Raw genomic sequence first — 12,322 nt, forward strand, 5'->3', positions numbered from 1 at the left:
AGCAAACATGATTTTACTCAGTACTAATGCACAGAATATATTTTGGTTAGGACGCTATTTAACCCGTATTCAATATTTATGTAGTCAATTCCCATTTAAAACCAATGAATTGGCTTTAGACTATGCGCATGCTTTTTGTTTACCTGCATTTGATGCAAGTTCTTTAAATGAATTGATTTTAGACAATGAGCAACCTGCATCATTTCATCAGTATTTTTTATGTGCCAAAAATAATATTCATGATTTACGTGGAGTGATATCAGCACAGTCTTTTGCTGAATTAAATCAGTTATTACAACAAGCAGAGCAAAATGCAGGTTTCATATGTGATGTTTGTGAAGAATGTAATGATGTTTTAGAGGCAGAAGATGATGAATTGTTATTTCTATTTTTTAGTTTAGGGCAAAAGATGGAACAATTTGATCGTCAATTACGCTTTAATCAAGATAAATCAGTCACCTTGACACAATTAAACCATTTAATTGATCGTTTAGACCAGCATGGTATGTGTAGTTTGCCTGAGGTTTGGCAAGAGCTAAAAAATCAACCTGACCGAATGAATTATTATCATTTTAGTGATCATATTGACTCGTTATTTGAATTGGATCGCTTATGAAGTTAATGATTAATCACCAAACCCATTATCAGTATTCTGAATGTGCAAAAAATAGTATTCAGTATATCAAGATGACGCCACAGTCTAATTTGCATCAACAAGTGACAGGTTGGCATGTCAGCGTCCCCGGTGAAAAACAAATCAAAAAAGACGCCTTTGATAATGTTTGGTTGACCAGTTCACAAATTGAACCTTATCAACAAATGTCCATTATGGCCCAAGGGATTGTTGACATTAATGTAGATAATCAATTTGGCATAGAAGATAAAGTATCACCTGTGGTTTTTTTACAACCAACCTCTACAACATTGTGCAATACTGAAATGATAGCTTTTGCAGAACACTATATAACGCATAAGCGATGGATAGATTTCCAAAAATTAGCAGAAGCATTGTTGCAACATATGCCTTATATCAGTGCAAGTACGACAGTAACCCACACTGCAATGGAGTCTTTTTCAGCACAACAAGGAGTATGTCAAGATCATAGTCACGTCTTAATTGCGATGGCGAAAGCCTTGGGGGTACCAGCTCGCTATGTCTCTGGTTATTTATATGTAAATAATCAATCGCATTTGGCGAGTCATGCATGGACTGAAGTGTTTTTAGAGGGCAAATGGCATGTTATTGATGTCAGTAATCAATTGTTTCGACCAGAATCACACGTCTATGTGGCAATTGGAAGGGACTATTGGGATGTTGCACCAGTCCGAGGGGTGAGAGAGCAAGGTGGAACTGAAACCATGTACTCTATTGTTCAAGTACTTGCATGTTAATGGTGGCAGTGGTAAATAGTGTGAATAATTGCAGAATCTGATTACTCTCAAATTTTAGTTGTATAGGTAGTTCCATGACGTATTGCTGTGCTTTAAGACTCAAACAAGGTTTAGTATTTATTAGTGATACGCGAACCAATGCTGGAGTTGATCACATTTCTGTATATCGAAAACTTTATACGTTTGGGGTAAAAGGTGAACGGTTTATATGTATTCAAACTTCAGGCAATCTTGCAACAACACAAGCAGTAATTGGACATTTAGAAAATCATTTGGCACTCAAGCAAGAACCCAACTTGTATAGTGTGAACACAATGTTTGAGGTTGCAGGTTTAGTCGGACAAACTCTGCGTAAAGTTATTGCTGATGTTACTGAGGATACTCAAGAGCAAAGTAACTATTATTGTAGTTTATTGGTTGGTGGTCAGATCCGTGGCGAGGAAATACAGCTTTATAATATTTATCCGCAAGGTAATTTTATTTCTGCAACTAGTGATACGCCTTATTTCCAAATTGGGGAAAGTAAATATGGTAAACCAATTTTAGATCGTGCGTTGAGCTATGATATGCCCTTAGATGAAGCTCTACGTTGTAGTTTAATCTCATTTGATTCGACTTTACGTTCAAATGTATCGGTTGGTATGCCATTAGATGCGATGATTTATCTTAAAGACAGTCTAGGGGTGCCAAAAGGTAAGCGTATTACAGATAGTGATCCTTATTTTCAGCACATCAGTAAACAATGGTCTGAAATGTTAAAGAAAGGTTTGCAAGATTTACCCAAACCGACCCATGATTATTTTGAATAATTTTATGATGTGATTCAAAGCGGGTGTAATCTCGCTTTTTTAACTGTAGAAATAATAAGTAGATCATAAAAAATTAATTTCATAAGTTTCTGTTTTAATATTTTCACTGGATAAATAGAATAAGCTGAAAATATTTTGTGTGTTTTTAATGATGGATGCATATTGAATAAATTTTTAAAATAATAGATGAATTACTGTATAGAGATATTGCAAATATAAATATAGAAAAGTCGATAAGCACTTTAATTATAAAAGTTAAGACTTGTATATTCGTAAATAATTGTTTATAAATAATGAAAGTTAAAAAATAGAAGAATTACATGACTTTTCAATTATGCTATGCAAGTAAAACGACATCACCACCTCATCAAATACTCAATGATTTAAGAGATATTTTAGGTGAAGCGAGAGATTTTAATATACTTCATCAAATTCAAGGCGTCTTATATTTTGCGGATGAACACTTTTTTCAATGCCTAGAAGGCGATGAAATGATTATCTTACACGTGCTTGAAAAATTGTATAAAGATCCAAGACATCATCAAATTAAGTTATTTAGAGCGGGTCACGTTAAGCAGGGGCATTTTTCACAATGGTCTATGAAATACGTTAGACGAAATGGCAAAATTCAACAATACTTTGAGAGTAAGGGTTATAAATACTTTCGCCCATTGAATTTAGATGAGCAGGATATTCCGACATTGCTCAAATTACTCTATGAGATTGAGCAGCCAGAAGAGTTTGTATAAAGTCATAAAATCGATTCAAAAAAATCCAAGCGATGGCTTGGATTTTTATTTTGAATAGAAAATCAGTGCTTAAAGTTTTTTACGGATAGGGCGAGCACTCATACGACAGAGTAACTCATAACCAATCGTACCATTGGCAGCAGCCACATCATCAACCAAACGATCTTTGCCCCACAGTTCAACGACTGTTCCTAGCGGTGCGTCTAAGCCAGTGACATCAATTGCGATCATATCCATTGCTACACGGCCAATGATTGCTGTCATTTGCCCATTGATGCTGACATAATTTTGTCGAGGAAAAGCACGCGGATAACCATCTCCATAGCCTATCGAAACAATGGCAATATCCATATCACTTTTGGCAACAAATGTAGAGCCATAGCCTACAGATTCATCTGCTTTAATATGATTGAGTGCAATGATTTCAGCGGTAAAGCTCATGACAGGTTTGATGTCTAATTCAGCAATGCTTCGATCTGCAAAGGGAGACGCGCCGTAAAGCATGATACCTGGACGTACAAAATCAAAATTCAGTTCAGGCCATTTAAAAATAGCAGCAGAATTGCAGCATGAAGCTAAGATCGGTTCACAAGCAGCTTTTACCTGTAATAATTGATCTTTCTGTTGTTCATTTAACGGGTGATGATCCGCATCTGCATTGGCAAAATGCATAGTCAGCACACAGGTAAAACCTTCTGCTTTGAGTGATTGAATCACTTCAATAATTTCAGCAAACTTAAAACCCAATCGGTTCATACCGCTATTGAGTTTTACCCAAACTTTTAAACTTTTGTCGATATATTGTTTTTTATGTGCACGCAACCAAGCCAATTGTGGCTGATGATGTACAACGACTTCAACATTGTTTTCAACGGCAGTGATCATTTCATCTGCACTGAAAATACCTTCGATGAGAGTAATCGGTTGTTGATAGCCTAATGCTCGAATCTCTAAGGCTTCAGCAAGGCTGGCGACACCAAAGGCATCAGTCGCATTTAAGGCGGCTAAACAGTCCTTGACGCCATGTCCATATGCATTGGCTTTAACCATACTGACAATTTTAGCGCTTGGTGCAAGTTGTTTGACTCGGTTTAAATTATATTGCAGTGCTTCACTGTCAATATAAACTGTTGCTTGACGCACCCTAGTTACTCCTGAGGAATGGCAAAGATTGTATAATGCTAAATCGCATAAATAGAGATAAAAGCCTAACTTTAAAAAAAGTGCAGCTTTAAAACGCTAAATATTGTAGTCCTATCAGCTTTAAATAAACATAAACATTTGTGTTTTGAATGGTTTATTGATTTTGTATCGATAAAATTTTTGCTAAGTGCTTTGCACATAATTTGTAAAGATATAGCTCTTTCTTTTTTAAATAAAATCGTACATTTTATATTTAAATTTAAGGATTTATTTCGGAGGGTGTATGGGAACATGGTCACATGAACCATTTGGAAATGATACTGCAAGTGATTGGGCCTATGAGTTTAAAGAGCATGATGGATATGTTGTCATTGAACAAGCCTTCGATGAAATGATTGATATGGCAACCGAAGAGTTTATCGATGCCGATATTGGTTGTATTGCACATGCTGCGGCAGATGTTTTAGCTAAATCATTTGGTGAAGGAATTGAAGAAAATGAATATTATCCTGAACCTGTAGAAAAATGGCTTGAACAGAATAAAAACAATGTCAATTATGCACTTATTCCAAAAGCATTGACTGCATTATTATTATTGACCAGTGAAAACTCTGAATTGGATGAGCTTTGGCAAGATTCAGATGATTATGATGAATGGACTAAGAATATTGAAACGTTGAGAGAGACTTTAAGTTCTAAGATTTGAAGATTAAAATCTCATCTCAACAGCAGTGTTAAATGATGCTAATTCTATTGATTAATATTATTCTTCATCTTGATATTGCGCATAATACTCAGGCGATAGATTACTAAAGCGCGTGTATTGACCTTCAAAGGCTAAACGCACAGTCCCGATCGGGCCATTACGTTGTTTACCAATGATAATTTCAGCAGTGCCTGCTTCTTTCGACTCTTTGTTATAAACTTCATCACGGTAAATAAACATAATTAAATCGGCATCCTGCTCGATTGCACCTGATTCACGTAAGTCGGACATTACCGGACGTTTATTTGGACGGTTTTCCAGAGAACGGTTAAGCTGTGATAGTGCAATAACAGGGCACATCATTTCCTTGGCAAGGGCTTTTAAGCTTCGTGAAATTTCACCAATCTCACCGACACGGTTATCACCCATGCCTGGCACTTTCATCAATTGTAGATAATCGATCATGATACAACCCAGCTTGCCACCATGTTGTTTGGCAATACGTCGTGCACGTGCTCGAAGTTCCGTTGGTGGCAGTGCAGATGAATCATCAATATAAAGGTGTTTTTCTTGTAGCTGTAAAATGGTTCCTGTGACTTTAGACCATTCATCGCCATCAAGTTTACCTGAACGTAAATGCCCTTGATGGACTTTACCGTATGCTGAAATGAGACGCATGGCGATAGAGTCTGCTGGCATCTCCATAGAGAAAACCAGTGCTGGCAGATCACAGTTAAATAACACACTTTCTACAAGGTTCATGGCAAAGGTTGTTTTACCCATCGACGGACGTGCAGCAACAATGATCATATCACCAGCTTGCATACCAGAGGTTTTATTGTCTAACTCCATAAAACCTGTGGTTAAACCAGTGATATTACCTTCCATTTGAGAAAGTTCATTTAACTTATCAAAAACGTCTGCTACAACTGAGGTAATGGCTTTTGGCCCTTGTGCTTTGGCATTGTTATTATGTTGTTCTGCAATAGAGAAAATATTGGTTTCAGCAAGATCAAGAATTTCACTCACTTCACGACCTTTGGTGTCATAAGCATTTTGCAGGATTTCATTGCCTACTTTAATCATGCTTCTTAAGGTTGAAAATTCTTTGATTTTCCCGGCATAGGTTTCTAAGTTATAGAAACTCGAAGGCGAATCTGACATTAACTGCATTAAATACTCTTCACCGCCAATTGCATCAAGCAAGTTTTGCTTAATCAGCCAATCGTTAACTAAAACTGCATCATACGGAGAATTTTCTTGTGCCAGTTTTTCAATTGCACGGAAGATATATTTGTGACGTGTTGCATAAAAATCAGTTTCATTCAAAGCGTCACTGACTTGTTCAAAAGACTCAGCAACCGTCATCAATGCAGCCAGTACAGCTTGTTCAATTGCCAAGTTATGAGGAGGCGTACGAAACTCTTTTAACTGTGCATTATCTTTATTTTTTGCATCAGTGCTGAAGGGATTCTGTTGAGCTGTGGCAGTTGCCTGAGACATATAAAACCTTGATTTTTAAATCGTGCAAAAACATTATTTACGTAATGTACGTGTGTACTGAAGTACTCACTTATCTTAATGCAAAATACTAAAAGTATCTAACAGTAATACCGATAAGTAGGGGAATGAATCAACTAGAAACAATTTCAGCTGATCCGAGGTAAAATTTAAAGATAAAAAAAGAGCATACAAAAGTATGCTCTTTTTTTCTGCAAGAAATTACTCAGATACGATTGTAACGAGAACTTCAGCAGTAACATCATGATGCAATTGGATTGCGATGTTAAATTCGCCAGTGTGACGAAGTGCACCGTTCGGTAAACGAACTTCAGCACGGTCAACAACAAGACCAGCATTTGTTAACGCGTCAGCGATATCACGAGTACCGATTGAACCGAATAATTTACCTTCATCACCAGCTTTCGCGGTGATAACGATGTTTACTTCGTTCAATTGGTCAGCACGTGCTTGAGCAGCAGCTAAAACTTCAGCTTCACCTTTCTCAAGTTCTGCACGACGAGCTTCAAAAGCAGCAGTATTCGCTTCAGTCGCTGCAACTGCTTTACCTTGAGGGATAAGGTAGTTACGGCCGTAACCAGCTTTAACTGAAACTTTATCGCCTAATTTACCAAGGTTTTTAATGCGTTGTAATAAAATAATATCCACGGCTCAACCTCACTTATGATTGTCAGTGTAAGGAATCAACGCTAAGTAGCGAGCTTGTTTAATAGCAAGCGCTAATTGACGTTGGTAACGAGCTTTAGTACCTGTAATACGGCTAGGAACAATCTTGCCGTTTTCAGTGATGTACTGTTTTAAAGTGTCGATATCTTTGTAGTCGATGTACGTAACGTTCTCAGCTGTAAAGCGGCAGAACTTGCGACGACGGTAAAAACGTGCCATTGATGTTCTCCTTATGCTTCAACAGAATCTTGAGCTTGTTGTGCTTCTTCACGTTGAGCTTTACGCGCACGTTTTTCTTCAGCACTCTTAGCGAGTAAAGATTCTTCAGTGATTGCGTTTTCACGACGGATAATCACGTTACGAAGGATTGCATCGTTATAACGGAACAATTCTTCTAATTCATTAAGCGTAGTTTGATTACATTCAAGATTCATTAAAATGTAGTGCGCTTTATGGATTTTGTTAATTGGGTAAGCCAATTGGCGGCGGCCCCAATCTTCAAGACGGTGAATTTGACCTTCAGCATCTTTGATGTGAGAAATGTAGCGTTCTACCATTCCCACAACTTGATCGCTTTGGTCTGGGTGTACCAGAATTACGATTTCGTAGTGACGCATTGTCAGCTCCTTACGGTTTATACAGCCCCAACCTTAAAAAGATTGAAGCAAGGAGTCACAATCAGCATAAGCTTTAAACAACAGTTTAAAAGCCAATAGATTGTGCCGCAAAAATTGCGAGGGCTTATTATAGGAAAGTTTGCGCACAAACACAATTTAATATTCAAATATTTATTGGAATAACCACTAAAATTTTACAGATGCGAGATTGAATTTCATCTTGTACCTATTTAGATTGAAAATGAATAAAAGTATGGATAGCTAAAATGACAAACTACAGCGCTGAAAAACTTGAAACCATTGAATCTTATATTGAAAACCCTACACAAAATTTCTACTTTGATGTTTTTGATGGTCGTTATGATATTGTCATGGTGGTGGATTGGAGAGAAGAGGATGATGCAATTATTGGCTATTGTGAAAACATTTTAGAAACTGGACAATTGTCTGCTGAACTTGAAGATACTGATAATCAACAAGGTTTTAGTATCACAATTCATTATGGTGAAAAATCATTGTTGATTCCTTATCAAGGAAAAGGTGCTGATCGTGATACCACACTACGGGCACTCAATGAAATTTTACAACCTGAGTATGAAATCCGTTTCTGCAAAGCTTCTGATGGTTCCGACACATTAGAATTTATTCCACTTCCGAAAAAATTATGGCATCAACTTGATATGAAATATGCGGGAAAAATGGATGAGTTATTTGCTCGGTTTGAGCATGATTCAGTTTTTTTTGGAAGTTAATTTGGTTAGTCAATTAGAAGTTAAATTGACTAAAATAAAAGCATGAATTTATTTATTGTGCAAATATTCGATTTTGATTGATGTAGATGCCATCACATATTTATTGGATTAATTCACGATTATTTTGTCGTAATAAAAATACCACAAAGCCCTTAAAATTTGGGTCAGTATCAAATCTAAGTTGGTGATCCCATTTACCATGTTGTACCAAACCAATTTTATAAGGCAGTTTCAATGTTGAAGCCTTAGTCAAATAAGCCTGATAATTTGGAATAGTCGTAGAGCCTTGATAGGTTTGAATCACCATTTCATCAATATTTTCTCTAAATAGCCTAAGTGTATCTGGATCGCGAAGATTGCCCCAATCCATCAAACTGGTGATGCTAAGTTGATAATGTTGTGGTAACTGCTTTCTAAGCTGTTGTAGAAATAAGCCATACGCTTTTAAATTTTTAGTTGGTACATCAAAGTCAATTTGAATACCTTGAATGTGATTGCCTGCGCTTTCCCACTGTAGGACGCGTTGTAAAATATTTTCTATTTCAGTGCTTTGCCAATTTAAATGATGATTTCGAAAAACCAACCATACTTTCTGATGTGGAATTTTAACGACAGAAATGCCTTGTTGGATCAAGATAGAATGGTTGGAACCTTTCTCTAGCCTAACTTCACCTTGTAAAATATAGATTTCCTTTGCATTACTTAAATAAGGCGTAGACTTGATATTTCCCCAAATCCAAAAGGCATCATAGTCATTTGCATTGACCTGATCGGAGGTTACCGCTGATTGACTCGGTTGACATGCCATTAATCCTAAACAACATTGGATTGTCAGTAGACCTGAGAAAAACTGTTTAAGCATCAATAAGCTACCAATAATATTTTAAAGATTTTGCCCATGTGGTATTTGGATAGTCACGTTTAATTTGTGTGTACCATTGTTTACGTGTGGATTTTGTGGCGTCTTTTCCACCACAGACATTTATACTACTCGGCGAATAACACATAACAGCGCGATAAAGTGCATAAGCTTGTAATTCACTTTTAGAATTTGATTTAATAATTTCTTTATAGACTTCACCACGACTAAAAGTTTCACCTGTAAAGGCATTTTTCGGCTGGTTAAAACTTGGACCATAGTAATAGTCACCATAAAAAATTTCTAAAGCAGTGCCTTGATTACGCATATATTCGCCTAGGCATAAACGATAAGTTAAATTTTTTGGATTTTTTTCTAAACCAGCTGTTAAGGTGCTTAATTTAGGGCATTTGAGCGTTGGTGTAATTTCAAGACCATTCCAAACAAAAACTTCGAAGTGGGGTTCTGACTTATAAGCGTTAATTTTGCTGTTATATGCTTTGTATTCTGAGGCATCTTGAGGTAACCATGTGGTAAAGGCTTTATTGAATACCGCATAGTTTTGAGTCATTAAGCTTTTATCTAGTAATGTATATAAAGCCAGATTCTTTTTATCAACTGAACTGTCTTTGGCAATAATGATACTTTGCAAAGCTTTGACATCGGCAATTTGAGTAATGAATGCTTTCTGTAAGGTTGCTTGTTTGATTTTTGAATGATTTCCTAAAAAGGCATTTTGGTTATTGGTGTTTTTATAGTGAATCGCTAGGGCGACTTCTGCCAAAGTTTTTTGATAAGGATTAGCAGAAATTGCGAGTAAATGGTTCCAATATTGTTCAACCAGATTTTTATCACTAATTTTTTCAAGAATGACCCCTTTAAGCGTATATTGGCTGAGTTCTAAATAATTTTGAATAGAATTGGTTTTTTGTTTCGGTAAATAATTTAACGCATCTTGTGGTTTTTTCTGAATAAAATATAAATGAACAGCTTGTAAATAACGGAACAGCTCAGGTTGTTCCTTAAATACAGTTTTTTGTGCATTTAACTCGGACCAACTAATTGGCTGGTACTGCTTAGAATCACTCTGACGCATATGCATCAGATCATAGATAGCTAAAAAGAAAGGATCGTTGAGTGTTTTTGCGTTGAAGTTTTCTAAACCAAATACCTTGCGATCTATTTCGGCTGCCAATGTGGACATATCGAGATTGTAATAATCTGATTTTGGGTGATCCATCTGCCAAATCATCTCTTTGACTAGAGCATCTTGTTGATTAGCAATCCAGTAGCCTCGGCGTAAAAATCCTCTGGCACTGGCTACGTATTGGCCTTTAGGGTAAAGTTTAAAATAATCAGTAATGCGATTGAAAAAAGTTTTAAGAAGTGCTTGATCAACTTTCAGAGTATCTAAATCACCGTAACTTCCTAATGACTGGCTATACAGCTCATTTAATGATGTGCGGATGAGCATGTATTGAGCTGTTTCTTTTAACCAAGGGTCATCAACTTGGCTTAAGGCTGTAAATATTTTAGTTGCTGAGGAATAGTTAGCTTTGTAAAATAAAATAATCCCATTTAAATAAGAAGCATACTGTTGAGCGGGCTGTGTCCATTGTGAATTGACTTGAATCAGTGGAATACTTTGTTGACAATTTTTGATCTGATTTCGTTGTTCTAACAAGCTGCTTTTTTCGTCTTGAGATATTTTCTTGTGATTTGAAACCTGTTGAAGAAAAACTTCAGCACCAGATTTTAGTGTTATACAGCGTTCATCATAGACGTGATCATTTGCATCGTAAAAAGCACGTTTATTTGGAATCTTATTTTCAGATGCTTGAGTTAAGTCAGTAGGGTAAAAAGGAACTATGCCACTAGAAGTATCCCATAAACTCATTTTATCAACTTCAAATGCTTTGATACTTGCTAAACCTTTGTCGCTTAGCAGTAGCATCATGTTGGTTCTATTGTCATTGGCTGGATAGAGTATGGGGAGGTTTAATATACGATATTGATTGTTGTTTAGGTCAAAAGTTGGTGATGCGACTTCTTCTGCAGCGCCCGCAAAACTAGAAGTTGGATAAACAACCAAAGGTAAACCAACAAGAAAGGCATATTGCAGTGTTTTATTTTTAAAAAGCATAAAGTGCCTATCGTTATAATAAAAATTTTAATATTTTAATTTTATTTATGCAGATAAAAAAAAGATAGAGAGAACTCTATCTTTTTTTAAAACAGTGGCAAATGTGGTGCAGGGGAGACATAACTAAAACTAAAGCTCACACTGAGTGCTGTAATTAGAATGACGGAATACAAAAAATATTTTTTTGCCCAGACCTGATCATTTTCAGCTTTAAATCCAATAATCGATAAATATACCCAATAGGCACATAAAGCATTAAAGGTAATAAGGAAAAAGATGTTGGTATAGCCAAAACAATACAATCCATTTAAAACTGCAGCAAACAGAATAACGTATATTAAACTTTCAACTTTTGTGCGAAAAATTGAACGAGCTACAGGTAAAATTGGAATATTTGCATTTTTATAATCATCAAATCGGTAGATTGCAATTCCCCAAGAATGTGGCATTTGCCAAAGTGCGTAAGCTAAAAAAATCAGCAAAGCAGCAACATCAAATCCGTTGGAAACAGCAGTATATCCAATTACAGGAGGGCTTGCGCCTGAAATACTTCCAATCACAGTTTGGTGAATGGTGGTACGTTTACTCCAAAGACTATAAAAAATCACATACACAACAAAGCCGAGTACAGCAAAGCCAAATGCGTAGGCGTTGACAAAAAACCACAACAAAGCAAAGCCAATTAAACCGAGCACAGCTGAAAAAATTAAAGCAACTGTTGGACTGATGGTTTTTTTGACAAGCGCACGATTCATTGTACGTTGCATTTTTTGGTCAATGTCTTGGTCAATGACATTATTCACCACACAGCCAGAGGCAACGACAAGCGTAGTGCCTAGTAATGTGATGAGAAGTAAAAGGAAATCTACAGAACCTTGAGCGGCTAAGAAAAAGCCGCCCAAAGTGGTAACGAAGTTACCAAAGAGAATTCCTGGCTTAGTCAGGAATAGATATTTTTTCAACAT

Annotated in this window: 14 protein-coding genes; 6 read left to right on the top strand and 8 right to left on the bottom strand. The window is 36.4% G+C overall.

Annotated elements, in window-relative coordinates:
• Window positions 1-7 precede the first annotated feature (7 nt).
• The 4 genes from ACG9ZL_RS07045 to ACG9ZL_RS07060 all read left to right on the top strand — a co-directional run bounded on the left by ACG9ZL_RS07045 (window position 8) and on the right by ACG9ZL_RS07060 (window position 2,950).
• Complete coding sequence (locus ACG9ZL_RS07045; protein ID WP_336954455.1) at window positions 8-616, top strand: alpha-E domain-containing protein; 609 nt, start codon at window positions 8-10, stop codon at window positions 614-616.
• On the top strand, window positions 613-1,392 hold the full coding sequence (locus ACG9ZL_RS07050; protein ID WP_419359548.1) for a transglutaminase family protein: 780 nt from the start codon (window positions 613-615) through the stop codon (window positions 1,390-1,392). Before ACG9ZL_RS07045 ends, ACG9ZL_RS07050 begins: the two co-directional genes overlap by 4 nt.
• 74 nt (window positions 1,393-1,466) lie before the next feature.
• Complete coding sequence (locus tag ACG9ZL_RS07055; protein WP_419359550.1) at window positions 1,467-2,201, top strand: proteasome-type protease; 735 nt, start codon at window positions 1,467-1,469, stop codon at window positions 2,199-2,201.
• Between the two features lie 320 nt (window positions 2,202-2,521).
• On the top strand, window positions 2,522-2,950 hold the full coding sequence (locus ACG9ZL_RS07060; protein WP_419359552.1) for a BLUF domain-containing protein: 429 nt from the start codon (window positions 2,522-2,524) through the stop codon (window positions 2,948-2,950).
• A 69-nt stretch (window positions 2,951-3,019) separates the two neighbouring features.
• Here the strand turns inward: ACG9ZL_RS07060 and alr are convergent, their stop codons facing one another.
• Window positions 3,020-4,093: an alanine racemase gene (alr, locus tag ACG9ZL_RS07065; protein WP_419359554.1), complete on the bottom strand. Its 1,074-nt coding sequence runs from the start codon at window positions 4,091-4,093 to the stop codon at window positions 3,020-3,022.
• A 283-nt stretch (window positions 4,094-4,376) separates the two neighbouring features.
• Here alr and ACG9ZL_RS07070 point away from each other — a divergent pair, with 283 nt between their 5' ends.
• The gene (locus ACG9ZL_RS07070; RefSeq protein ID WP_419359556.1) at window positions 4,377-4,799 is read left to right on the top strand and encodes a DUF4259 domain-containing protein; all 423 of its coding nucleotides are present in this window, start codon (window positions 4,377-4,379) and stop codon (window positions 4,797-4,799) included.
• A 57-nt stretch (window positions 4,800-4,856) separates the two neighbouring features.
• On the opposite strand, the gene dnaB is transcribed toward ACG9ZL_RS07070, so the two are convergent.
• From dnaB to rpsF, 4 genes are all read right to left on the bottom strand, one after another.
• The gene (gene dnaB / locus ACG9ZL_RS07075; RefSeq protein ID WP_336954462.1) at window positions 4,857-6,302 is read right to left on the bottom strand and encodes a replicative DNA helicase; all 1,446 of its coding nucleotides are present in this window, start codon (window positions 6,300-6,302) and stop codon (window positions 4,857-4,859) included.
• 219 nt (window positions 6,303-6,521) lie between these two features.
• Complete coding sequence (gene rplI / locus ACG9ZL_RS07080) at window positions 6,522-6,968, bottom strand: 50S ribosomal protein L9 (RefSeq protein WP_004719333.1); 447 nt, start codon at window positions 6,966-6,968, stop codon at window positions 6,522-6,524.
• A 9-nt stretch (window positions 6,969-6,977) separates the two neighbouring features.
• A complete protein-coding gene (gene rpsR, locus ACG9ZL_RS07085) occupies window positions 6,978-7,205 on the bottom strand; it encodes a 30S ribosomal protein S18 (RefSeq protein WP_004719336.1) in 228 nt (75 codons plus the stop codon).
• 11 nt (window positions 7,206-7,216) lie between these two features.
• Window positions 7,217-7,603, bottom strand: coding sequence for a 30S ribosomal protein S6 (rpsF, locus tag ACG9ZL_RS07090; RefSeq protein WP_336954464.1), 387 nt, complete (start codon window positions 7,601-7,603; stop codon window positions 7,217-7,219).
• Between the two features lie 266 nt (window positions 7,604-7,869).
• Between rpsF and ACG9ZL_RS07095 the strand changes: the two genes are divergently transcribed.
• Window positions 7,870-8,355, top strand: a complete 486-nt coding sequence (locus ACG9ZL_RS07095; RefSeq protein ID WP_419359558.1) for a hypothetical protein — start codon at window positions 7,870-7,872, stop codon at window positions 8,353-8,355.
• Between the two features lie 100 nt (window positions 8,356-8,455).
• Here ACG9ZL_RS07095 and ACG9ZL_RS07100 read toward each other — a convergent pair whose 3' ends face one another.
• The 3 genes from ACG9ZL_RS07100 to cyoE form a co-directional block, all read right to left on the bottom strand.
• The gene (locus tag ACG9ZL_RS07100; RefSeq protein WP_419359559.1) at window positions 8,456-9,217 is read right to left on the bottom strand and encodes a DUF3142 domain-containing protein; all 762 of its coding nucleotides are present in this window, start codon (window positions 9,215-9,217) and stop codon (window positions 8,456-8,458) included.
• A gap of 7 nt (window positions 9,218-9,224) precedes the next feature.
• Window positions 9,225-11,357: a PA5441 family protein gene (locus ACG9ZL_RS07105; RefSeq protein ID WP_419359561.1), complete on the bottom strand. Its 2,133-nt coding sequence runs from the start codon at window positions 11,355-11,357 to the stop codon at window positions 9,225-9,227.
• Window positions 11,358-11,443: 86 nt separating this feature from the next.
• Window positions 11,444-12,322, bottom strand: coding sequence for a heme o synthase (gene cyoE, locus ACG9ZL_RS07110; protein WP_004719345.1), 879 nt, complete (start codon window positions 12,320-12,322; stop codon window positions 11,444-11,446).

Origin of the sequence: Acinetobacter legionensis (assembly GCF_048551735.1) — a bacterium.
In the GTDB taxonomy this organism is placed as follows: Bacteria; Pseudomonadota; Gammaproteobacteria; order Pseudomonadales; family Moraxellaceae; genus Acinetobacter.

Bases quoted from the DNA above. Each gene is read 5' to 3' on its own strand.
- rpsF (WP_336954464.1), bottom strand. From the start codon at position 7,603: ATGCGTCACTACGAAATCGTAATTCTGGTACACCCAGACCAAAGCGAT.
- ACG9ZL_RS07060 (WP_419359552.1), top strand. From the start codon at position 2,522: ATGACTTTTCAATTATGCTATGCAAGTAAAACGACATCACCACCTCAT.
- ACG9ZL_RS07105 (WP_419359561.1), bottom strand. From the start codon at position 11,357: ATGCTTTTTAAAAATAAAACACTGCAATATGCCTTTCTTGTTGGTTTA.
- dnaB (WP_336954462.1), bottom strand. From the start codon at position 6,302: ATGTCTCAGGCAACTGCCACAGCTCAACAGAATCCCTTCAGCACTGAT.
- rpsR (WP_004719336.1), bottom strand. From the start codon at position 7,205: ATGGCACGTTTTTACCGTCGTCGCAAGTTCTGCCGCTTTACAGCTGAG.
- ACG9ZL_RS07045 (WP_336954455.1), top strand. From the start codon at position 8: ATGATTTTACTCAGTACTAATGCACAGAATATATTTTGGTTAGGACGC.
- cyoE (WP_004719345.1), bottom strand. From the start codon at position 12,322: ATGTTGAAAAAATATCTATTCCTGACTAAGCCAGGAATTCTCTTTGGT.
- ACG9ZL_RS07055 (WP_419359550.1), top strand. From the start codon at position 1,467: ATGACGTATTGCTGTGCTTTAAGACTCAAACAAGGTTTAGTATTTATT.
- ACG9ZL_RS07050 (WP_419359548.1), top strand. From the start codon at position 613: ATGAAGTTAATGATTAATCACCAAACCCATTATCAGTATTCTGAATGT.
- ACG9ZL_RS07100 (WP_419359559.1), bottom strand. From the start codon at position 9,217: ATGCTTAAACAGTTTTTCTCAGGTCTACTGACAATCCAATGTTGTTTA.
- ACG9ZL_RS07070 (WP_419359556.1), top strand. From the start codon at position 4,377: ATGGGAACATGGTCACATGAACCATTTGGAAATGATACTGCAAGTGAT.
- ACG9ZL_RS07095 (WP_419359558.1), top strand. From the start codon at position 7,870: ATGACAAACTACAGCGCTGAAAAACTTGAAACCATTGAATCTTATATT.